Annotated in this window: 18 protein-coding genes; all 18 read right to left on the bottom strand. The window is 66.5% G+C overall.

The genetic code is table 11. The annotated features are described in order from the left end of the window. Window positions 1–1,355 (bottom strand): oxidoreductase (locus JSV65_17650; GenBank protein UCH34327.1); only part of this gene is annotated, 1,355 nt, incomplete at its 3' end. A 158-nt stretch (window positions 1,356–1,513) separates the two neighbouring features. Beyond that, the gene (locus tag JSV65_17645; protein UCH34326.1) at window positions 1,514–2,182 is read right to left on the bottom strand and encodes an NADH-quinone oxidoreductase subunit K; all 669 of its coding nucleotides are present in this window, start codon (window positions 2,180–2,182) and stop codon (window positions 1,514–1,516) included. A gap of 59 nt (window positions 2,183–2,241) precedes the next feature. Then, the gene (locus JSV65_17640; protein UCH34325.1) at window positions 2,242–2,718 is read right to left on the bottom strand and encodes a 4Fe-4S dicluster domain-containing protein; all 477 of its coding nucleotides are present in this window, start codon (window positions 2,716–2,718) and stop codon (window positions 2,242–2,244) included. 13 nt (window positions 2,719–2,731) lie between these two features. Next, on the bottom strand, window positions 2,732–3,655 hold the full coding sequence (locus JSV65_17635; protein ID UCH34324.1) for an NADH-quinone oxidoreductase subunit H: 924 nt from the start codon (window positions 3,653–3,655) through the stop codon (window positions 2,732–2,734). Beyond that, entirely contained in the window at window positions 3,656–5,368 is a 1,713-nt protein-coding gene (locus tag JSV65_17630; GenBank protein UCH34323.1) for an NADH-quinone oxidoreductase subunit C, read from the bottom strand. 110 nt (window positions 5,369–5,478) lie between these two features. Next, window positions 5,479–7,524, bottom strand: a complete 2,046-nt coding sequence (locus JSV65_17625; protein UCH34322.1) for an oxidoreductase — start codon at window positions 7,522–7,524, stop codon at window positions 5,479–5,481. Window positions 7,525–7,630: 106 nt separating this feature from the next. Next, entirely contained in the window at window positions 7,631–9,100 is a 1,470-nt protein-coding gene (locus tag JSV65_17620; GenBank protein UCH34321.1) for a hypothetical protein, read from the bottom strand. 194 nt (window positions 9,101–9,294) lie between these two features. Then, a complete protein-coding gene (locus JSV65_17615; GenBank protein ID UCH34320.1) occupies window positions 9,295–10,779 on the bottom strand; it encodes a hypothetical protein in 1,485 nt (494 codons plus the stop codon). Window positions 10,780–10,844: 65 nt separating this feature from the next. After that, window positions 10,845–11,309: a hydrogenase maturation protease gene (locus tag JSV65_17610; protein ID UCH34319.1), complete on the bottom strand. Its 465-nt coding sequence runs from the start codon at window positions 11,307–11,309 to the stop codon at window positions 10,845–10,847. A gap of 96 nt (window positions 11,310–11,405) precedes the next feature. Beyond that, window positions 11,406–12,236 (bottom strand): FAD/NAD(P)-binding protein, encoded by an 831-nt coding sequence (locus tag JSV65_17605; GenBank protein UCH36832.1) that lies wholly within the window; start codon window positions 12,234–12,236, stop codon window positions 11,406–11,408. After that, window positions 12,236–13,294, bottom strand: coding sequence for a 4Fe-4S dicluster domain-containing protein (locus JSV65_17600; GenBank protein ID UCH34318.1), 1,059 nt, complete (start codon window positions 13,292–13,294; stop codon window positions 12,236–12,238). The genes JSV65_17605 and JSV65_17600 overlap by 1 nt, the downstream gene beginning before the upstream one ends. An 11-nt stretch (window positions 13,295–13,305) precedes the next feature. Beyond that, entirely contained in the window at window positions 13,306–15,303 is a 1,998-nt protein-coding gene (locus JSV65_17595; protein UCH34317.1) for a molybdopterin-dependent oxidoreductase, read from the bottom strand. 329 nt (window positions 15,304–15,632) lie between these two features. After that, a complete protein-coding gene (locus JSV65_17590; GenBank protein ID UCH34316.1) occupies window positions 15,633–16,394 on the bottom strand; it encodes an AAA family ATPase in 762 nt (253 codons plus the stop codon). A gap of 1 nt (window position 16,395) precedes the next feature. Continuing rightward, complete coding sequence (locus JSV65_17585; GenBank protein UCH34315.1) at window positions 16,396–17,190, bottom strand: AAA family ATPase; 795 nt, start codon at window positions 17,188–17,190, stop codon at window positions 16,396–16,398. A 103-nt stretch (window positions 17,191–17,293) separates the two neighbouring features. Beyond that, a complete protein-coding gene (locus JSV65_17580) occupies window positions 17,294–18,088 on the bottom strand; it encodes a dihydropteroate synthase (GenBank protein UCH34314.1) in 795 nt (264 codons plus the stop codon). Window positions 18,089–18,137: 49 nt separating this feature from the next. Then, window positions 18,138–19,103: an acetyl-CoA decarbonylase/synthase complex subunit delta gene (locus JSV65_17575; protein UCH34313.1), complete on the bottom strand. Its 966-nt coding sequence runs from the start codon at window positions 19,101–19,103 to the stop codon at window positions 18,138–18,140. 151 nt (window positions 19,104–19,254) lie between these two features. Continuing rightward, window positions 19,255–20,319: a phosphotransacetylase family protein gene (locus JSV65_17570; GenBank protein UCH34312.1), complete on the bottom strand. Its 1,065-nt coding sequence runs from the start codon at window positions 20,317–20,319 to the stop codon at window positions 19,255–19,257. A 115-nt stretch (window positions 20,320–20,434) separates the two neighbouring features. Then, a complete protein-coding gene (locus JSV65_17565; GenBank protein UCH34311.1) occupies window positions 20,435–22,327 on the bottom strand; it encodes a DUF4445 domain-containing protein in 1,893 nt (630 codons plus the stop codon). Between the last annotated feature and the right edge of the window lie 25 nt (window positions 22,328–22,352).

Raw genomic sequence — 22,352 nt, 5'->3', positions numbered from 1 at the left:
CTCGTCCTGGGCCGTCCCCAGAAGATGGCATACGCCGCGTGCACCATCACGACGAGGGTCAGCACTCCCGTAGCGATGGCGATGATGGCGGCCCACCACATGTGGGCTTGCGCCGCGGCGAGGAAGATGGTGATCTTGCTCATGAAGCCGTTGAAGAGCGGGAACCCGCTGATCGCCAGGGTGCCGACGAAGAAGCAGGCCGAGGTCACCGGCATCTTGCGCCCGAGGCCACCCAGGTCGTGCAGGCTGCGGATACCGGTGCTGTACATGATGGCGCCCGCGCCGAGGAAGAGCAAGGCCTTGTAGATGCCGTGGTTGATGAGGTGGAAGATGGCGCCATAGACCCCGAGGTAGGTGCCGATGCCGAAGGCCATGACGATGTAGCCCATCTGGCTCACCGAGCTGTAGGCGAGGAGGCGTTTGATGTCGGTCTGCACGATGGCCATGACGATGCCGAGCACCATGGTGAACGCGCCGAGGCCGACGAGGAAGACCTTGAGCGCCGGCCACGCCGGGAAGAAAATCGTGATCGTGCGGGCGAGCGCGTACACCGCCATCTTAATCATGACGCCGGAGAGGAGCGCGCTGACCGGGCTCGGCGCCTCGGCGTGGGCGTCGGGGAGCCAGGGGTGGAACGGCGCGATGCCCGCCTTGGTGCCGAAGCCGACGATGAGCCCCGCCGAGATGGCAATGACGACGCTGTGCGGAAACTTCCCAGCGATGAGTTTGATCTTGCTGATGAGGAGCGCGTCGAAGCCGACCAGGTAGGACGTCGAGGAGGCGTATATGAGCACGCAGCCGAAGAGGGCGAAGGTGATGCCGGTGGTGAGCAGCATCAGGTACTTGTAGCCCGCCTCGAGCCCGCGGCGATCCCAATAGAACGCCACGAGCAGCCCCGACGCGATGGTCGTCGCCTCCACCGCGACGTAGAGCATGATGACGTTGTTGGTGACGACGCCCCACAGCATGGTGGCGATGAACAGCATGAGGAAGAGATAGAAGACGTTGAGGCGCTGCTCGGTGATGTCGCGCCAGTGGATCGCGGTCTGATGCCGCATGTAGCGAATGGCGTAAACCGCGGCAAACAGGCCGACCCCGCTGATGACCAACACCATGACCATGCTCAGGCCGTCAACGAGCAACTCCTCCCCCCACGTCGTGAGCACGGCCTCGTACGCAAACATCTGGTAGAGCATGCCGATCGCGAGCGCGGCGGTGGCGCAGGCGCCGACGAGCACGACCGCGTTGCGCGCTGCGACGCCGATCTTGGCGCCCGCGTAGTATGCGGCGACGCCGAATAGGGCGGGAACGATAAACACCAGAGCAGGCAGTATGGACACAACGTGATCGGGCATCTAGCAACTCCCGGGATGATATCTCGGCCCGGTATCGGGCCCCAGGCGCGGCATTGTGACGCGCCGTTGTCCTGCAGCGACCAATCTCACCAATCGGACCCCGGTTGGGTTGTCCGTATCCGGACGCAGAGCGCCGTGATCTCGCGACCGACTGCGACTCACCAGTGCAGCTCCGACAACTTAAACGTATCGGTCGAGCCGAACTTCTGGTGGATTGCGGAGATGATGTAGAGCAGCAGCCACACCGTGAGCACGACCTCGGTGGCGATACCGATCAGCGCGGTCTCGCGAATCCCGGGCGCCAGGCTCACCAGGCTCAAGTGCACGGCGTTTTCGAGCAGGCAGAGCCCGACCACGGTCTTAATCGCGTCGCGGCGGGACAGAATGGCGTAGATGCCGATGACGAACACGGTCAGCGCGACGGCGAGATTGGTGCGAAACACGCCGTGCATCGCGGCGGTGGTTGGCGCCATGAAGTCGGCGTAGGTATGGGTGAGCTTATAGAAGCTCACCAAGATGAGCACCGCGATGATGACCGAGGGGCCGAAGCCGATGATGGCTCGCACTTCGCGGTCGGTGGTGCGGCGGACGTACGCGAACAGGAGCCATGGCGTGAGCACCACCTTGGTGCCGAATGCGACCGCCGCCCAGCCGTAGAGCGCGACGTTGCGGCTGCCCACCGCGAACGCCAGGATGAGCCCGCAGATGAGCAGCGCCTGCGCCGCATACGCGAACGCCGAGACGCGCAGGTTCCGCGCCTCCACCGCGCTGACCGAAGTCGCAATCATTATCAGGCTCAAAGTCCCAATCAGACTTTCGTTGTACATCTAGCGAGTCTCCCTGTGATGCACTCGATGGTTGGCGCTGCCACGGACGCGCGCCGGGGTCACTGGGCCGCCCCGGCCGCCGCTGTCTCTTCCTCGTCAGGTGCCGGCGGACGGAAGCCGGTGACCTGCATCTCGTCGAGCGCCGTCGGCGGGACGTAACACCGCCCGCAGCGCTGGCAAGTGGCCATGAAGACCTCGGCGCGCATGCGCAGTTGCATGTTATCGGCCGTCGCGGTCTCGAACTCGCGGGTGAGCGTGATCGCGTTCTCCGGGCAGACTTCCTCGCAGCGCCCGCAGTGCACGCAGCGCTCCAACTCGAACTCGAGCACGCGCGTCTCCTGCGACAGGTCGAAGATGTTGATCAGCCGCGTCGGGCACACCTCGGCGCAGCCGCCGCAGCCGATGCACTTGTTGACGTCGATCTCCACCCGCCCGCGGAACCCCTCGGGCGCCTCCATAGGTACCAGCGGGTACGGCAGGGTCACCTTGCCCGCCTTGAGGCAAATGAGCGCTTCCTTCAGCTTGCTCAGGAACATCTCGCTTCCTCTCTCACGCCTTGATCACCGTCAGCGCCACGGCGACCAGCGCGACGACGATGATCCGCGCGAAGTAGCTCATTGACTGGTCAATGCGCAATCGCGGGTTGACGACATCTATCAGTCCGACGAGGACGACCACGACGAACGCCTTGACCAGCGTCATCACGACGTTCAGCGCGGCCAGCCCGAGGTCCGGCCAGGGCACGAAGATCTGCACCAACAGCACCGAGAACAGCAGCAGGCGCATGTGGAAGCACCACTTGATGAGCGCCAGCCGCGGGCCGCTCAACTCGACGAACGGCCCGCCCATGATCTCCTGGTCCGCCTCCGCGATGTCGAACGGCAACTTGCCGACCTGCGCCTGAAGCGCGAGGAAGAAGGTGACGCCCGCGACCAGCATGGACAGTCCCACGGGGTCGGTGAGCGGCCACGGGTGACTGAGCTGCCAGCCGACCATGCCGTCGAGCATCAGCGTCCCCGACTTGAGCGCCGCGACGATGAGGGCGACCGCGACCACCGGCTCGGTGGTCAGCACCATCATCATCTCGCGCCCCGCGCCGAGTGACGCGTAGGGGCTGCCGGACGCGAAGCCCGCCGCGATGATACCGACCGCGGCAATGCTCATGACGTAGAGCAGCACGATGAGATCGGCTGACTGGCCGATCGGCGCGCCGGCCCCCATCGGAATGAGCAGCGCGATCATGAGCACCGCGGCCATGGTGACGATGGGCGCGAGGCGGAAGACGAGGCCGCCCGTGGGCCGCAGGTCCTCCTTGCCGAGCAACTTGATGAGGTCCAGGTAGGGCTGGGTAATCGGCGGCCCCTGGCGAGAGTGGATCCGCGCCTTGAGCTTGCGGATCACCCCCTCGAGCAGGGGCGACAGCAGAAGCACCAGCAGTATCTGGAATATCCCCACCAGTACCGCGTGAGCCATTTAGTCCCTCCGGTGGCCCCGTCGACTGCGCTCAGCGCACGCCTTCTCGCGCGAGAGGGCCACGAGTTCGTCGTTGGTGTAGATTCTCTTCCGCTCGTTGTTGACGTCAACCACCTCGACCCGCTCGGTGCAGGAGAAGCAGGGGTCAATGCTGCCCAGGGTGATGGGGACGTCGGCGACCTCCTGGCCCTGCACCATGGCCGGGATGCACTGCAGGTTGGGATACGTCGGCGCACGCACACGCCACCGCTCGGGGCGGTTATTCTCGCCGGTGAGCACGTAGTGGATGGCCTCGCCGCGCGGCGCTTCAACCATGCTGATGCCCTCGCGCCCTGCCGGTATCTCGTCCTCGATGGGGGTGACGATCGGTCCATCGGGCATGTCGGCGAGTCCCTTGCGGATCTGGCGAATGGACTCGAAGGTCTCCTCCACTCGCACCAGGGTGCGCGCGAGGACGTCGCCCTCGTCGTGGTAGCAGACCTTGGGCTCGATCTCCGCATACGCGGCGTAGGGGTGATCTACGCGGACATCGCGCGGATGGCCCGAGCCGCGCACCGTCGGCCCCACCGCGCACATCGCGCGCGCGTGGTCGTGGGTGAGCGGCCCGACGTTGCGCAGCCGCAACATGAGCGTCGAGTCGCCGGGCAGCGCGTCGGCGACGGCGAGCGTTTCCTTCTCGATCTTATCGAGGACCGCGAGGATCTTGGGGTGCACCTCCTCGGGGATGTCGCGGCGGACGCCGCCGATGATGTTCATGCCGTAGGTCTTGCGGTTGCCCGAGATCTCCTCGCTGAGCCACATGATGGGCTCGCGAATGCGCCACGACTGCATGAGCAGGGTGTCGAAGCCGATGATGTGGGTGGCGATGCCGAGCCACAGCAGGTGGGAGTGGACGCGCTCCATCTCGAGCATGATGGTGCGGATGTAGCGGGCGCGAATCGGCGCTTCGATCCCCGCCGCGTCCTCCACCGCCTGGCAGTAGCAACTGGAGTGGATAAACCCACAGATGCCGCAGATGCGCTCGGCGAGGAACGGGATCTCATTGTAGTTGAGGACGGTGTCGCCCAGCTTCTCGATGCCGCGATGGTTGTAGAACCCGCGGTAGTCGCAACCGACAACCCGCTCCCCGTCCACGAACAAGCGGAGCTGCGCCGGCTCCTCGAGCACGGGGAAGAAGGGGCCGATGGGGAGCACCGTCGTGCCTTCCGGCGCCTCCTTGAACTGCATCCTGGCCTCCGGCGCGGCGGGCGGCTTGTAGTCATACGGCAAGTCCTTGCGCAGCGGGTGCACACCTTCCGGCCAGTCGTCGGCGAGCACCAGCCGCCTGGGGTCAGGGTGCCCCACGGGGTCGACGCCGATGACATCGCGAAACTCCCGCTCCGACCAGCCCGCTCCTGGGACCACCGGCGTGATGGAGTCGATCTTCGCGTCATCGGGGTGCACCTCGGCGAGCAGGCACACGTAACCGTGTTCCTCGTCCATCGCGAAGATATGGTTGATCTCGAACGTGCCGAGGGCATCGCGGCGGTCAGTGCCGGAGGTGATGAGAAAGCGCGCGCCCGCCTCATTGAAGAGGTAGTCCGCCATCGGCCTCACGGCGTCCTTGCGCAGCTTGACGTACAGCTTGCGCTCGACCGGTTCGTAAGCCTCGACGAACGCGCCTCCCGCGCGCTGCTTGATCTGTGTCAGCAGCCCGTTATTGGAGAAGTACATCTCTTCCGTTTCCTCCCGCAACCGCGGCCGCTTTCATTACCCGCACGCAGACGTTCCTCGCCCTGCGCGCCGACGCAGCGGCCGCGCCGGGATTATCTTAACTACATTAACTATACCCGCAGCAGCAGGAACAGCAGGGCCAGCACAACGATCATCCCGACCACCTGCCACAGCATGTACATCTGCGGGATACCGATATGAGTGCGGCTCAAACGCTCGGCGAGCTTACCCCCGCCTCGGATCAGCGGCCCGTACAGCCACCCGTCGAGATCGAACACGCGCTCCACGATGCGCGGGAAGCTGACGCGGGGCACGCGGATGGTCGGGTAGATGCCGGAGAACGCGCGGTTGAAGGGCGCGAAGAGCCCTTGCGCACGGAAGCGCACGAGTTCGTCCGCATGCTCCTCACCGCAGTACCAGGATCCGACTTCGCGCACCGGCGCACCCGCGCTGCGCATCACGCCGTACGCCACCACCATGAGCCCGCCGAACAGCACCGCGAGCAGCACCGGGTTCCACGCCGCGGTCGCCAGCCCGCCGGGCGCGAGCGCCAGAGTCACGCCGGTGCCGGCCAGGACCTGCCCCGACTCCGCCAGCGCCACGGGGCCCGCGCGAAGGACGCCGTAAATCGCGTGCGACGCCCACACCGGCGCCAGGCCGAGGCCGACGCAGATCAGCGCCAGCACGACCTGCGCCGCATTCATCGTCCACGGCAGCGGCCCCGCGTGCGCCGACTTCGTCGGCGACTCTTTGCCCATGAACGCGACGCCGACGAACTTCATCGCGTAGGCGAGGCTGACGACGCTGACGAACAGCGCGATCAACCCGAGCACGACGAAGACGGCGTAGTTGAGGCCGCCGATGATGGCGGTCTGGTAGAGTATCCACTTGCTGACGAAGCCGTTGAGCGGCGGCAGCCCGGCGAGGGCGAGCGCGCCGATCACGGCGGTCGCCGCGGCGACGGGCATGACGCCGGAGAGGCCCCCGATCCGGTTGAGGTCGCGGCTGCCGGTGTGATAGACGACGCTGCCGGCGTTCAAGAAGAGGAGCGACTTGAAGGCTGCGTCGTTGACCATGTGATAGAAAGCGGCAAGCAGCGCGAGCGCCCCGAACAGCGGCGCGATCCGGAGGAAGGCGAGGCCCATGCCGAGGGCCATGAGGATGTATCCCATCTGGCCGATGCTCGAGAAGGCAAGCAGGCGCTTGCAGTCATTCTGCTGCACCGCCGCGATGCTGCCCACCACCGCCGATGCGACGCCGAAGGTCGCGATCACGATGCCCCAGGCGATGACGGCCTCGCGGGTGAGCATGCTGAAGGCGGTCCACAGGAAGACGCGGGCGATGCCGTAGACGCCGATCTTGATCATCACGCCCGAGAGCATGGCGCTCACGCTGGAGGGGGCGGCCGGGTGGGCATCGGGCAGCCAGTCGCCGAACGGGTACATGCCCGCCTTGGTGCCGAAGCCGACGAACCACAATCCGAGCACCAGGTGGAGCAGCCACGGCCGCGCCTCAGCCACCGTCGCCAGCGACTGCTGGGAGGTCGCGAAATCGAACCCGCGCACGGCGCCCGACTGCCACGTGATGATGGCGGCGGCGAACATGAGGCCGGTGGCGACATGGGTGATCAGGAAGTACTTGAAGCCGGCGCGCAGACTCACCGGGTTGTCGTGTTCGAAGATCACCAGGAAATAGCTGGCGAGCGTCATGAACTCCCAGAACACGAGGAAGAAGAACCAGTCGGACACGGAAACCACGCCGATCATGCCGCCGATGAAGAGGAGCAGGGGGCCGTAGTATCGCGCCACGTTCTCCTGCGGATACGAATCCATGTAGCCGATCGAGTAGAAGGTCGCCACCGCGGATACGATGACGATCATGAGTAGAAAGAGCGCGCTCAACGTGTCAACTGAGAGGTCGAGCTTCGCTTCGAGCCCCGGGATGGCTATCTCCGACGCGTACTCCGCCGGCTGGCCGCTGACGAGCACCGGCAGCGCCACGCTGAGCACGACGAGGGTCGCGAGGGCGACGAACAGAAACGCGGCCCAGCCCGCGCTGCGCCGATTGCGGTACATAGCGGCGGACACAACGGCGCCGCCCGCCAGGATACCGATGGCGTAGAGTATCAGTTCCGACGACAGTATCTCCGATAACATCAGCCTGTCTCCATTGACGCGCCTACCCCGCGTTCCGGAGCGGCGCTCGGCGCCGCCTTGACGCGCTCTCCGGCGCGTTTCGGAGCGGCGCGCCGCGCCGCCTTGCTTACGGCATGTACGGAATGTGCGCAACCAGCGGGATGCCCACGAGCGGCGCCAGCACGCACATAATGAGCAACACGCCCAACACGATCGTCATCTGCACCGACAGCGGATTCTCCGGCACCGCCAGCACGGGCTCCGTGGGTTGCCCGAGGAATACCTTGTGCGCCACCCTAAGCATCCAGGCGAACGAGATCAAACTCTCAAGCAGCACCAGCACCAGGATCGCCGGGCCGAGCCCACCCCCCAATTGGAACGCGCCCACGAGCAGGTAGAACTTGCTCCAGAAGCACGCCAGCGGCGGCACCCCCGTCACCGCCAGCACGCCGACGAGAAAGGCCAAGGCGACCAGCGGCAACTTGCGCCCCAGGCCGCCGAGTCGGCTGATCGAGCGCGTGCCCGTGGCGTACGCCACGGCGCCCGCGGCGAGGAACAGCGTGCTCTTCGCAAACCCGTGGTTGATGATGTGCAGGACCCCGCCGCGGAAGGCCAGCTCCGAGCCGAGCATGCCCATGCCGATGCCCAACAGGACGTAGCCGAGGTGCGCGATCGTCGAATAGGCGAGCAGCCGCTTCAGATCATCCTGCGCGAAGTAGAGCGCGAGCGCCATGAACATCGTCACCAGCGCCAGGATCGCGGTCAGCAAACCCAGCCCGGGCGGTATGCACCAACTCGCCGACACGACGCGCGCGATGAGGTAGACGCCAGCCTTGACCATCGCCGCGGCGTGGAGGTAAGCGCTGATCGGTGTCGGCGCTTCCATCGCGTCGGGGAGCCAGGTGTGGAACGGTATCTGCGCCGCCTTGGCCCACGCTGCGATGAGCAGGAATACAAACATCAGGTTCCTCAGCCCCGGGGAGAGATCCGCGAGCGCCGTGAAACTGAACGACTTGGTAACGATGAAGAGAACGAACAGAGCGACGAGAAAAAAGATGCCGCCGATGTGCGTCACGATGAGGGCCTTGAAGCCCGCGCGCAGGGATTTCTCTTCGTGGGTGTGGGAGATCAGGGCCCACGAGCACAGCGTCGTCAGCTCCCAGAAGATGAACAACTGCAACAGGTTGGGCGACAGCGCGACGCCGACCATGGCGCCGATGAAGAGCAGGAGCCAGAAGTAGTAGCGGCCCTGGCCCTCGCTGAGGTCGTGCTCCCGGTTGCGGTCGCTCAGGTAGGCGGTCGAGTACAGCACCACCAGAAAGCCGACGCCGGTGATGACGACGAGCATGAGGCTGCTTAGCGGATCAATGAGGACGCCGAAGAGGGCCACCTGCTCGAGGCTCTTGAGCCAGGGCATCTGTCCGAAGACGGACTCGAACGTCCCAGGATAGGCACGGATGACCGCCCAGAGGGCGAGGCCGAGAGTGACCAGCGCCGCGACCGTCGAAACCGCGCGCACGCCGCGCGGACGCAGCCCGGCCACGGCCGCGGCACCGAGTATCGGCAGCAGAATCAGCAGAACAAGGATTGAGAGCATCCTCTTACCTCTGTACGCGTGCGCGCCTCGCGCTGGCTTCCGCCAGCGGCAACCGGCTGCGCCGCTCTGACATGACCGGGGCAGCCCCCAAGGCCGTGCTGACGCCGATCACTGACCCTTCCGACAAAACTACAGCCAATAGCATCAACCTCTTTACTGCCTCCGCGCTCGGGCGCTCGCTGAAGCGCCGACGCCTAGGGCAGATACGGGATACGCGCCACCAGCGGGATCCCGACGGCAGGCGCTAGAACGCACATGGCGATGAGCACCGACAGCACTACGGTCATCGCCGCGGGCAGCGGGGTGCCCTGAATCGCCAACACGGGCTCCGAGGGTTCCCCGAGGAAGACCTTCTGCGTCACCCTCAGCATCCAGGCGAAGGAAACCAAGCTCTCCAGCAGCACGAGGGCGAGAGTCACGGGACCCAGCCCTCCGGCGACCTGGAGCGTACCCGCGAGCAGGTAGAACTTGCTCCAGAAGCACCCCAGAGGCGGCACCCCGGTCAATGCCAGCACGCCGATCACGAACGCCACGCCGACGAGCGGAAGTTTGCGCCCCAGGCCGCTGATCTGGCTGATCGAGCGCGTGCCGGTCGTGTACACCACGGCTCCTGCACACAGGAAAAGGGTGGTCTTGGCGAACGCGTGAGTGATCATGTGCAGAACTGACCCGCGAAAGGCCAGGCCGGAGCCGAGGATCCCCATGCCGATGCCCAGCAGTATCAAGCTGAGGTGGGCGATCGTGGAGTAGGCGAGCAGCCGCTTGAGGTCGTCCTGGGCGAAGTAGAGGATAAGTGCCATGAACATGGTCACCAGCGCCATGATGGCCGCAACCAGGCCGACGGCGGCGACGCCGACGCCGGTTCCCGAGACGTAGAAGGCGGTGACGATGCGCGCGAGGGCGTACACCGCGACCTTGACGATGACCCCGGAGAGCATGGCGCTGATCGGGCTCGGCGCCTCGGCGTGAGCGTCCGGGAGCCAGGTGTGGAACGGGATCTGAGCTGCCTTCGCCCATGCCGCGATGAGCAGGAAGAGGAACACCAGGTTCTTCAGCCCGGGCGCGAGCTTGGCGGCAGCGGTGAACCCGAACGACCTGGTGGCGATGAACAGGATGAACGGCGCTACCAGGTAGAACAGGCCGCCGATGTGCGTCACGATGAGGGCCTTGAAGCCCGCCCGCATCGTCTTTTCCTCCTGGGTGTGCGCGATCAGCACCCAGGAGCAGAGGGTGCTGAGTTCCCAGAAGATGAAGAGCTGCAGCAGGTTCGGCGAGAGCGCGACGCCGACCATGCTGGCGATGAGCAGGAGCAGCCAGAAGTAATAGCGCTGCTGGCCTTCGCCGAGCGCGTGCTCGCGGTTGCGGTCACTGACGTAGGCGGTCGAGAACAGCGCGGCGAGAAAGCCGACGCCGATGATGACGATGAGTGCGAGGCTCGCGAGAGGATCGAGCAGGACGCCGAAGAGGCCGACCGGCTCCAACTCCTTCAGCCACGGCATCTGCCCGAAGACGTAGCTGACGGTCCCCGGGAACGCTTGAGTCACGGCCCAAACGGCCAACCCGAGGGTGACCGCGGCAGTGGCGGCGGCGATGACGCGCACCGCCGTCGGGCGCAGCGCGAGGATAACGACCGCGCTCAACACAGGCAGCAGAATCAACAGGATTAGGATTGCTAGCATCCTCTCACCTCTGCACGCTTGCTCGCCTGAGGCGAACGTACCGCCCCCAGGCGGGCTTGGCCGCGTCAGCCGGACTCTTGCTGCGGGCGGCGGCTCCGCCCACCCAGCGCTTCGCTGAGAGCGGCGGCGACCGCCTTGACCGCCGCTTGCACCGCCGGTGTGAGCCCCTGTCCGAACTCCATCGAGCCCGGCTGCACTCCGATCAACACCGATCGCTGGTGCGCCTGCTCACGCGCGTAGCGCATCACCAACGCCAGCGAAGAGCGGTGCGTGACGCAACTCCGCTGCGGCAAGTCGGCCTCCTCCAGCAGCACCGCCTCCCCCGCCGTGCGGCCGAAGTCCACCGCGTCCACGAACACCAACACCCGCGCGCCGGATTCCGTCATCGGCCCCAGGTAGCGTTCCGGGGCGTCCCCCACGTCGAGCGTCTCGACGTCCGCGGCGCACAACTCCTCCACTACGGCCGGCCCGACGCCGTCATCGCCGCGGTCAGGATTGCCGACTCCGACCACGAGCGCTTCTCCGCGCACTGCCCGCCGCAAATCCTGAATCAGGCCGGACCCTATTCCGGCTGCTCCGTCATCTCTCTCCAATGGAAGATCCGACCGCCCCGGATCAGGCCGAGGCTATTCCAGCAGCCCCTTCATCTGCTTGTAGCTGAACACCGGGCCGTCCCGGCACACGTACTTGTGACCGATGCAGCAGTGATTGCACTTCCCCACGCCGCACTTCATGTGTCGCTCGAGTGTGGAGATGATGTTCTCCTCCGCGAACCCCATGCTCACCAGGTCCTGGATGACGAAGCGGATCATCACGGGCGGGCCGCAGATGTAGGCGGTCGTGCCGTCCGGCTTGATGTCCGCCTTGGAAAACAGCATGGGCACGAGGCCGACGTTGCCTTCCCAGCCCGGCTCGGAGCGGTCAACGGTGACGATGAACTTGACGTCGGAGCGCTGCTCCCACTCCTTGAGTTCCTCTTTGTAGACGAGGTCGGTCGGGGTGCGCGCGCCGTAGAGAATCGTGATTTCCCCGAACTTGTCGCGCTCGTCGAGCATGTTGTGGATGAGCGAACGCAGCGGCGGCAGGCCGATGCCGCCGCCGATGAAGAGGATATTTCGGCCCTGCACGTCATCGAACGGGAAATGATTGCCGAGCGGGCCGCGAATGCCGACCTCGTCGCCGGTGCCCATGGCGTGCAGCGCGCGGGTGAGCGCGCCGACCGCGCGGATGGTGATGTCGAAGCTTTCCTTGCGCGTCGGCGACGAGGCGAATCCGAACGGAGCTTCACCGAGCCCGAACACGGACAGCTCGACGAACTGCCCCGGACGCCAGGCGAACGAGTCGTGGAACTGGTCGTCGCGGAAGCGAAAGACGAAGGTTTTGGTGTCGGGCGTCTCGTCGCGCACTTCGACGATGCGCGCGATCTCAGGGAGGTAGATGTTGGGCCTCTTCTCCATCACTTCCATTCCGCTCTCCTGATGGCCTCGCCGACCTCCGGGAGACCGAGGCGCAGGCCGGGGCAGATGCGGGTGCAGCGGCCGCAGCCGACGCAGCCCTGCATGCCGTCGCGCGCGACATACTGATAGCTGATCTTGTGGAACACGCGCCGCTTGACGCGATCCGACTGCTCCGGTCGCGGGTTATGGCCCGACGCCTCACGAGTGAGGCCGGCGTACTGGCAGGAGTCCCAGCGCCGGCTGCGCAGGCCATCGCCGTTGCGCTGGGCATCCGTCACGTTGAAGCAGTAACAGGTCGGGCAGATGTGGGTGCAGCCGCCGCAGGCAACGCACCACCGCGCCATGCGCTGCCACAGCTCCGCTTCCGCCGTATCGAGCGAAACCTTGCGGCTGGACGCCGCGAAGTAGAGGCGCGGCTCGGACGGGAACCGTTTCTCCGACGCCTCCTCGAGCGCCCGGCGCTGCGCGAGGTCGTCGTCCGAGGCCGGCGCGAACAGCTCGGCGGCGGCGGCGACCAGCGCCTCGCCCTTGTCCGTGTCCACTTCGGCCAGGTAGTGTTCGCCGCCGAGATCGGTCAGTTGGATGTCGTAGCCGCCCCCCGGGGGCAAGAAAGGACCGGTATCTGCGCACACGCAGAAGCAGGACTGGCACGGCTCGTGGCAGGCGAGGGCGATGAGTGCGGTGCCGGCGCGCCGGGCCGTGTAGTAGCTGTCGGGCAAGTCCTGCGCGCCGAGAGTGAAGTCGAAGAAACGTACGGCGCTGACGTCGCAACAGCGAATGGCGAAGAACACCCGCGGCTCTTCATCGTAGACCGGCTCCACCGCGTAGCCGCCGTTACGCCGATAACGGAGCAGCGGCTCGACCTGGGGGAACAGGAACCGCTTGGGCGGATCGGCGGTGTTGTCGAAGTCGAGGGTAATCTCGCTCGGCGACGTGATGCGCTCGAAGGCGACGTCTTCGCCGTGCAGGCGGACCGGAGCGATGACCGCCGCGGTCCTTTGGAGCGCCGCCACCCATTCCGGCCAGCGGCTCTTCTGCAGTTTCAGCGCTCGGCTCATCGTCTCACCTCTTACCGCTGGGCGGCGGCGACGCTTACTGCCACGGGCGAGTACACCAGGTGGCCTTCGACCTGGCCTGGCGCCGGGCCGCCGAAGAGATCGCGTACCGTGTCGCGAAGATGGTACGGCACGACCAGCGTGCGCGGCAACACGTCGGAGCTGAGCTTGAGCTGAAGCTCGGCTTCGCCGTGCGCCGACGCCAGCTTGACCCGGAAGCCCTGCCGCAACTGGAGTTCCTGGGCGTCGTCCGGGTGCATCTCGACGTGCCCCGCAGGGAAATCCGCCGCCGCAATCTGATACTCACGGCGCAGGTTATCGGAGTGGAGAGTTGTCGCGTCCGTCGTCCATCGCTCGGCCGCCGGGTCGAGGGCGAGCAGGAACGGATGCTCCGCATCGGTCACCGGCGGCGGCGGGCACTCCACGGGCTGCAGTGACAGCCCTTTGAGCTGGAGCCGCTCCCCCGCGCCGTTCGCGCTCGACCAGTATGCGCCCCACCCGGCGTCCAGTTTGTCGTATGTGATATCGGCATAGGAGGGCGTGAGCGACGCGATTTCCGCCCAGATCGCGCCCGCAGAGTCGTAGCGCCACGATGCGCCCAGCCGCCCGGCCAACTCCTGGATGATTTGCCAGTCGGCGCGCGCCTCGCCGGGCGGATCAACCGCCTTGCGCAGTCGCTGGACGCGCCGATCAGCGCAGGTGGCGGTGCCGTCCTTCTCGGCGTACGCAGCAGCCGGCAGAACGACATCGGCGAGTTCCGCGGTCGGCGTCATGAACAGCTCCTGCACGACCAGGAGATCGAGCGCCTCGATGTCGCGGCGCGCCTGCGCGGGATCCGCCGCACCGCCCACGATGTCCGCGCCCATGACGTACAGGCTCTTCACGCCGCCGAGCATGTCCGGGAGCGACTTGCACGCCGGCTCCGGCAGCCGGCACCCCCACGCCTGCTCGAATCTCTGGCGGACCTCAGCGCTGCCCAGGCTCTGCCCACCACTCAGCATCCCCGGGGCGAGCCCCATATCGAGGGCGCCCTGAAAGTTGTTCTGCCGCGCCAGGGGGTAGAGCCCCATCGAGGGCTGCCCGAGGTGGTTGGTGAGGGCGACGAGGTCAGCGAGTGCCGTCGCCATCGCGGCTGCGGCGGGGTGCTGCGCGAGCCCCGACGAGTAGAGCACCGCGCTCCTGCGTGCCTCGCCGTAGAGCCGCCCGGCGCGAGTGATCGCGTCCGCCGCGACGCCGGTGCGCTGCTCGACGCTGTCGAGCGTGAACTGCGAGAGGTCGGTGGCGAACTGATCGTACGCGTCCCAGTCGCGGTCGAGAAGCGAGGAGTCAATGAGCCCCTGATCCACGACCGATTTGAGCAATCCGCACAGCAGCACCGGCTCGGTGCCCAGCCGCGGCTGGAGTGACACCTCGGCGAGTTCGGCAAGCTCGGTGCGTACGGGAGAGATGACGACCAGCTTCGCGCCACGTGCGACGGCCTCGTAGACGAGCGACGCGATCATCGTGATCTCGGGCACGAGGTCGGCGCCGACGAGGACGATGACATCCGCGCCGGCGAGTTCAGGCGCGGGATTGGTGGCGCAGTTGACTCCCAGCGTAGAGCTTAGCGCCGCCAGATCCGCGATGCGCTGGGGGCGACTCGAGAAATCCACGTTGTCGGTGCCCAAGACACATCGGGCGAGCTTCATCAGCAGGAAGTTATCTTCGTTGGCGCAGCGAGCCGAACCCACCACGCCGACGTCCGCCCCCCGCCCCAGCCGGCCGGCGACGAGCGAAAGCGCCTCCTCCCACGAGACGCGCTCGAACTTGCCGCCCTTCCTAACCATGGGCGAGCGCAGGCGCTCGGGATGGGAGACGAACTCGTGGGCATGCCACCCGCGGATGCACAGCTTTCCGCGGCTTGTCGGGTGAGAAGAACTCGGGAGGACGCCGGTGAGCTGACCATCCTCCACCTTGAGATACAAGTTGCATCCCGACCCGCAGAACGGGCACGCGGTCAAGACGTTAGCCATTGAGGGTACCCTTTGGGGACACTTGCCGCGTCACATCGGCTCGACTATGACGTGACGCGACGGCGCGCCGTCCCATTATAGCATGCTTGTGAATAATTTCACAACCGACGTTAATCTTATCATACGCCGCCATGCTCTGTAAACCTCTCGTACGCGGAAAAAAGCTCTCCGTGACAGCATTCCGGGCCTCGGAATGCTGCGCCAGAGCAACGCTTGTCAAGGGAAAGCGACGTGGCTCCCTGCGGAGATTGTGCCTTTTGTCACAAAGTTGCCCTATACTGGAGCGCCGCCAGCCTGATTGCCGGCGCGGCCGTAGCCCACGGACTCCGTTACGTCGGAATGACACCCGCGTTTTCGAGCATGCCAACCACCGCGACCAGTGCCGGGCTGGCCGCGCTGACCTCCACGAGCGGGCGGCCGGCCGCGTCGAGCCCGCGCAGCTCCTCGTCCTCGGGGATCGTCGCCGCGACCTCGAGTCCGCGCTCTCGAATCGCGGGCTCCATCTCCGGGGGGACGCCGTCCACCCGGGTCAGGGCGAGCATGTGTCTGCCGACGGTGGTTTTCAACTCGCGAATCAGCTCCAGCGCCCGGGCGGCGGTCTCGACGCCCCGGACTGAGGCGTCGCTCAACAGGAACAGGAGGTCCACACCGCGGGTCGTGCGACGGCTGAGATGCTCCAGGCCCGCCTCGCAATCCATGACGACGAAGCGATACTGATCGGCGATCTGATCCACCACCGCGCGCAAGACATTGTTCGCGTAGCAGTAGCAGCCGGGGCCTTCGGGGCGCCCCATGGCGAGCAGGTCGAAGCCCTTGGATTCAACCAGCGCCTGCGCCGCGCGGTAGCGCAGGAACTCCGTCTTGCTCATGCCGGCGGGCAGGGAATCAATCTGGCGCAGCCCCTCCTCGCGCACATCGCCCACGGTAAAGGACACCTCGACGCCGAGAGCGGCGTCGAGGTTCAGATTCGGGTCGGCATCCACCGCCAACACGGGCGTGAGGTCGCGTTCGACGAGCGCCCGGACGGTCAGCGCGGCGACCGTCGTCTTGCCGGTGCCCCCTTTGCCGGTAACCGCGATGGTGGTGGGCATATCAGGAATCCTCCGCCGGCGGCCGGGTCGGCCGTTGCTCCACCTCGCGCTCGAGAAACGCCTTGACGTTCTCGACGGCCGCGGTGAACCCCGGTCCCGGCTGCTCGCCTCCGGTCCAGCCCAGCCCCTGAAGGAACGGCACCTCTCCCGCGACGGGGAGCGGAATGTGATCGCGGACGAATGCGACGTCGGCGGGCGCGCGCGCCTTGTTGGCCACGACGAATAGGTTGCGCATGCCCAAGTCGCCGGCGAGGGCAGCGATGCGCTGTGCGGTGCGAACGCTTGCCCGGGTGGGCTCGACGACGACGAGCAGCGCATTCATGTGACGCGAGGTGCCGCGCCCGAGGTGCTCCAGCCCCGCTTCCATATCCATGAGCAGCACCGATTCCGCGGACGTCACGACCTCGCGCGTCAACGCGCGCAGCACGGTGCTTTCCGGGCAGACACACCCGGCGCCGCCCTGCGTGATGGTGCCCATGACGAGCAGGCGGATGCCGGCGTGAGTGACGCTGAACCGATCAATGAGATCGTCCACCGCCGGATCGAGGGCGAAGAAGCCGCCGCCCTGGGAGGTGCCCGCACGTTCGCACAGCAGTTCGCGCATCTCGCACACCGGTGTGACGGACTCCACAAGCTCGGCGGGAAACCCCAGGGCCGCGCCGAGGCAGTTGTTGGGGTCGGCGTCCACCGCCATGACCGCGCGCCCCTGGCGGGCGAAGGCGTGGGCCAACCCCGCGCACAGCGTGGTCTTGCCTACCCCCCCTTTGCCGGCGACCGCGATCTTCATCGTCCACACCAGGCTCGCGTCTCGTTCAGCGGGGGCACAGCGGGTCGCGCCCTCGCCCCTGGGCGCGTCACACGCGCCCGGCTCAACGCCCTTGTGCCGCGGCCGCGTGTGGTCACGCAGCCGAGGCCCGATATGCCTTCAGGAAATCGGCGCAGTACACGTTGCGATTGAGCAGCAACTCGGCGGTGATCAGGGCGTCCATGAGTTCCGTGTCCATGGGGTCCAAGATCGCCGCGTCGAGGCCGTGCGCCAGAGCCATGACCATGTAGGTGCGGTTGATCAGCTCGCGGTACACCGCGCCCTGGCTGACGTTGCTCAGGCCGAGGATGGTCTTCGGCGGCGGGTCGGCGAGCATCTTGCACTGGCTGATCGTGTTGAGCACATGTGTCGGCGTCATCTGGTCGGCGCTGACGGGGATGATGACGCCGTCGACGTAGATGCGATCTGGGGAGATGCCGTGCTCCATGGCCCCCGCGACGACGCGCAGGGCGATCTCGACGCGGCCGTTGGCGTCGCGCGGAATGCCCTTCTCATCTATGGTGAGCGCGATGAGCGAGGCATCGTTCTCGGCCGCGAGCGGAAGGAGCACGTCGAGCTTCTCCTGCTGCCCGGTCGTGGAGTTGATCACCGATCCCTTGCCCGCAGCTTTGATCCCGGTGGCCATCACATCGTGCTTGGTCGTGTCAATGGCGAGCGGGGCATCGGTCACCTCGCGAATGGTTTCGACGAGCCACTGAACGGTCGAGACCGGGTCGTCGGAGGCGGGGCCGACGTTGACATCCAGGCAGTGAGCGCCGCCCGCGAGCTGCTTCTTGGCGAGGTCCTGGATGATGCCTTTGTCCTGCGCCTGGATGGCCTGGCGCACGTCCTTGAACATCCCGTTGATTCGTTCACCGATAACGTACATTACACGTACCCTCCTTGTCGGGGCGCGACCGTGATTCCGTCGGTGCCGCTCAGTGCTGCATCAGTTTGTCAATCGCTTGCTTGACCAGCTGGACCGCCTCGGGGTGCCACATGATGACCGTGTCCACGCCGCCGTGGAGGAAGCAGTTCGCGGTGACCGCCTCCCAGATCGGCCCGCGCTTGGCCTGCGGCCCCCACTGGGCGCCCTCCGCATCCGGCGCCTTGGCCTCTTTGGCGCGCCACGCCTCGGAGCCAACGACGGCGAGCATGGGCATGGACAGCATCTTGTCGCCGCCCAAGGCAGCGAGCCGGGCGCGCTCCATAATGGAATAGGCGTATTCCATGCCGTAGCCCAGACCGCCGGTCGCCTGGTACATGATGATGCGGTCGGTGCTCAGGCCCATGTCGGAAACCAGGATGTTGACCTGCTTGGCGATGTTGATGTCTATCGGCGCCTCGGTGATGAGCTTATGCCCGTCGGCGAGACACGCGGCGGTGATGGTCTTGTAGTTGTCCTCCCGCGCGGTGCCGAGCGCGCAGTTCTCGCCCGCTGCGGCCTCGCTGGCGCGGGGTATGACCTCGTTGTCCTTCGCATCGTCGCCGCAGCCCCAGATGATGAGCGGAACGCCGACCGCGCCGAGGACCTTCTTGACCACCTCGGCGGCGTGATCCGGGCCGGTGTCCTCATTGTCCGGGTGGGCGCTCGTGAGGCGCAGGCAGATCGCCTCGGCGCCGAATTCCTCGACGCATTTTTGCGCCCACGCCGCAGGATCGCCGAGCACGTTCCCGAAGGGCTTGGCGAGCGCCTCCGGCCATTCCTTGGGCTGCGTATCGAGGACTTCCATCGCGACCACGGGCCGGTTGGGGATTTGCCCCTCGAAGTGAAGGAAGGGCAGTGTGGCTGCGCCGCCCAAGGTCACGGTCGAGGTCCGTGTGCCTCCGTTGTCTGCGGTTGCACCGAGCGTGATGGTGCTGACCGCGGTGCTCCATTTCTCGACTGGGACTTCGAAGCTCATTTCGCTCCCCTTTCTGCGGGGGCGCGCGACCGCGCCCCTGTGGAGTTTCGCCTATTGCAGTAGTGTACAGTAGTGGCCGAGACTCTTCCGGAATGGGATCCGCGAGCGTCATCCTCCACTCCACGCGCCCTGCGATGATGCACGAATCCCACTAGCTGACGCCAATAATGGCGGACAGACGGTCGAAATCCAGGTTCTTCTCCAGCAGCTCTCGCGCGCGGTCAACCTTCGCGCTCTCGCGCACGCGCAGCCGGCCGATGATGCGGTCAATCTGCTCCACGGTGCTCAGCGTATCGGCGGACACCAAGAGCATGGGCACGCCGACTTGCTGCGCCCGTTTGACGAGGACGCTGCTCGGGTGCAGATTGCCGGTCAGGATGACGGCCTTGGTCGGCGTCTGCAGCGCCGCGAGCTGGATGTCCGGCCGGTCGCCGCCGGTGATAACCGCCTTTTCCTCCAACTCGCGGAAGTACTTCACCGCGCTCGTCACATTCATGGCGCCGATGACGAAGTGCTTGACGAGGTCGTCGAGCCGGTTTTCGCAGCACAGCACCTTGGCGTTGAGCTGCTCGGCGAGTTCGCGCACCGTCACCGAGCCCAACACGTCGTCGTGCGGCACCGCGCCGATGACGGCGATCCCCAGCCGCTCCAGGAACTCGCGCACCGGCCCGCGCACGTGCTCGAGCGCCTCCTCAGGCACGTAGTTGAAGACCACCGCAGCCAGCCGCTCGCCCAACACGTCGCGCGCGAGCAGCACCTCCTCCACCGTCGTATCGGACTCGTAGCGGGCGACCACGACCACCCGCGCATCGAGCAGCTCCGCGACGCGCCGCGCGGAGAGATTGACCAGCGCCCCGCGCGACACCGTGCCGACGCCGCCGACGACGGTGACATCGGCTCCGCGCGACACGGTGCGATACGCCTCCACGACGCGCTCGTCGAGCTTCTCGGCGTTGCCCCGGAGCGCCCGCTCAGCCAGGTCGCCGGTCAGCAGCACCGGACACAGCGCGCCGACGGGACCCTCGAAGCCGAGGGCGCGCGCGATGAACAGGGCGTCCTCGTCAGTGACCGCGCCTTGCTCGCGCACCGGCAGCGTGCCGACCGGCTTGAAGTAGGTGACTTTCAGCCCGCGGTCGCGCAGGCGCAGCCCGAACACCAGCGCGGTCAGCGACTTGCCGGCGTACGACCCTATGGATGCTATGTAGATCGGTGTCATCGACTATCCACTCGCAGATCCCGTATTCGCGTCAACCGCCGTTCGCTCACCGCGATGTCGTTTGGCGTCAGCCCCCATTCGGTTCTGCCCCGCGGCCTGCGGCGGGGCGGGCGCGTTACCGCCCCGCGCTCGCCAGCTTCCCGGCGACCGACGGGAACAGGCTCATGTCCGTATGCGGCAGGAACAGCCCCGCGACGTAGCGGTCCATGAACGTCGTGACGGCGCTCAGTTCCAGATTCGCCATGCGAGAGGCAATTTCGGCTGCGCGGCGCCTCGCCCCTCTCGATACCAGGGTCATGCGCGCGCCAGCGACGGATGTGTTCCCAACGAAGCGAATGCGCTCGAGCGGCACGTCCGGCAGCAAGCCGATGGTGACGGCGTTATCCGCGTCGAGGTAATTGCCGAACGCGCCCGCGACCATGACCCGGTTGAGGTCCGCGGGCGCCAGGCCGACGCTGTGGAGCAGCACCTGTACGCCGGCGAATACGGCAGCCTTGGAACGGATCAGGTTTTCGATGTCGGCATCGGCGAGCGCGATATCGTCTTCGCGCCCGACTTCTCGCCCCCAGACGAGAACGAACTGCGCCTGATCCTGCTCGACGCGGACGCGGGGGCTCGAATAGCCGAGGTCTATCCGGCCCGCGCGGTCGATGACTCCGGCGCGCAGCAGCGTCGCGAGCACATCGATCAATCCCGAGCCGCAGATACCCCTCGGCTTCGCGCCGCCGATGGTGGCGTATTCGAGCGTATCGCTCGCGGGGTCGTAGCGCGCGCGCTCGATGGCGCCGACGCTGGCGTGCATGCCGTATTCGATACCTGACCCCTCAAACGCCGGTCCCGCGGAACAGGAGCAACACATCAGCCACTCGCGGTTGCCCAGCGCGACCTCGCCATTGGTGCCCATGTCCACGAGCATCCACAGATCGTCAACCTCGGCGAGGCCGGTGGCAAGCGCGCCGGCGACGACATCTCCGCCGACGTACGAGCTGACGCACGGCGCGCAGTACACCGGCGCCATCGGGTTGGCACGCAAATCGATCTCGCCGGCGCGCACGAGCGGGAACTGCCGCGTGAGCGGCACGTAGGGGTGGCGCCTGATCTCCGCCGGATCGAGGCCGAGCAGGAGATGCGTCATCACGGTATTGCCGGCGCAGGAGGCGCTGGTGATCTGCTCGCAGTCTATGCCCTGCTCCTGGCACATCGCTTCGGTCAGGCGGTTGACCGTTCTGATGATCTCGCGCTGAAGCTCGTCGAGGCCGCCGTCGTGCTCCGCGGCGTAGATCATGCGGGCGATGACGTCCTCGCCGTGAGCGATCTGTTCGTTGAGGGCAGCGTCGGCGCGCACGGCCATGGCGAAGTCGATGTCCACGAGCTGCGCCGCGACGGTCGTCGTGCCGACGTCAACGGCGAGGCCGTAGGACTGCTCGGCTTCACACGATGGCCCGACGGCGATGATTCGTCCTCGGCCGTCGAAGTCGGCGATAGAAACGCACGCGCGCCAATCGTTGTCGCGCAACGTGCGCGGCACGGCGCGCAGCGGCGCGAGATCTATGTCGAAGTCGTCGTAATCGGCGTCGCGGGCTCGCAGCGCGCGGTGGAGGCGCTCGAGGTCGGAGGAGTTGTCGTCTATCGTCGGCTCGGGCACTTCGACTGCGAGGCGCTGGACGAGCGGGATCGCGGTGGCCACCCCCGGCTGCGCGAGGTCGCCGGCGAGCATCTGCAGTTCGCCAAGCTGCGACGCCGTGGGCACCTCCGCCACCAGGTCCTCCTCCACCCGAGTCTGGCACGCAAGAACGTGCCCCTGCTCGATGTCCTCGGGCGACAGGAACGGCCCCGGTTCGACGTGAGCGCGGCCGAGGTGCAGGATGACCTTGCATTTGCCGCAGGCGCCGACGCCGCCGCAAGTCGAGTCAATGGAGACGCCCGCCTGCTGCGCTGCTTCGAGCAGCGTTGTGCCGGGCGACACCTCCACGCATTTGCCTTCGGGATAGAAGACGACGATATGCATGTCGTTGGTGGTCCGTGGCCTGTCG

Source organism: Armatimonadota bacterium (assembly GCA_020354555.1).
Lineage (GTDB): Bacteria > Armatimonadota > Hebobacteria.
This window is presented reverse-complemented; position numbering and strand designations above follow the sequence as displayed.

Bases quoted from the DNA above. Each gene is read 5' to 3' on its own strand.
- JSV65_17575 (UCH34313.1), bottom strand. From the start codon at position 19,103: ATGAGCTTCGAAGTCCCAGTCGAGAAATGGAGCACCGCGGTCAGCACC.
- JSV65_17615 (UCH34320.1), bottom strand. From the start codon at position 10,779: ATGCTAGCAATCCTAATCCTGTTGATTCTGCTGCCTGTGTTGAGCGCG.
- JSV65_17635 (UCH34324.1), bottom strand. From the start codon at position 3,655: ATGGCTCACGCGGTACTGGTGGGGATATTCCAGATACTGCTGGTGCTT.
- JSV65_17625 (UCH34322.1), bottom strand. From the start codon at position 7,524: ATGTTATCGGAGATACTGTCGTCGGAACTGATACTCTACGCCATCGGT.
- JSV65_17580 (UCH34314.1), bottom strand. From the start codon at position 18,088: ATGTACGTTATCGGTGAACGAATCAACGGGATGTTCAAGGACGTGCGC.
- JSV65_17595 (UCH34317.1), bottom strand. From the start codon at position 15,303: ATGGCTAACGTCTTGACCGCGTGCCCGTTCTGCGGGTCGGGATGCAAC.
- JSV65_17630 (UCH34323.1), bottom strand. From the start codon at position 5,368: ATGTACTTCTCCAATAACGGGCTGCTGACACAGATCAAGCAGCGCGCG.
- JSV65_17605 (UCH36832.1), bottom strand. From the start codon at position 12,236: ATGGAGAAGAGGCCCAACATCTACCTCCCTGAGATCGCGCGCATCGTC.
- JSV65_17620 (UCH34321.1), bottom strand. From the start codon at position 9,100: ATGCTCTCAATCCTTGTTCTGCTGATTCTGCTGCCGATACTCGGTGCC.
- JSV65_17645 (UCH34326.1), bottom strand. From the start codon at position 2,182: ATGTACAACGAAAGTCTGATTGGGACTTTGAGCCTGATAATGATTGCG.
- JSV65_17640 (UCH34325.1), bottom strand. From the start codon at position 2,718: ATGTTCCTGAGCAAGCTGAAGGAAGCGCTCATTTGCCTCAAGGCGGGC.
- JSV65_17590 (UCH34316.1), bottom strand. From the start codon at position 16,394: ATGCCCACCACCATCGCGGTTACCGGCAAAGGGGGCACCGGCAAGACG.
- JSV65_17565 (UCH34311.1), bottom strand. From the start codon at position 22,327: ATGCATATCGTCGTCTTCTATCCCGAAGGCAAATGCGTGGAGGTGTCG.
- JSV65_17600 (UCH34318.1), bottom strand. From the start codon at position 13,294: ATGAGCCGAGCGCTGAAACTGCAGAAGAGCCGCTGGCCGGAATGGGTG.
- JSV65_17570 (UCH34312.1), bottom strand. From the start codon at position 20,319: ATGACACCGATCTACATAGCATCCATAGGGTCGTACGCCGGCAAGTCG.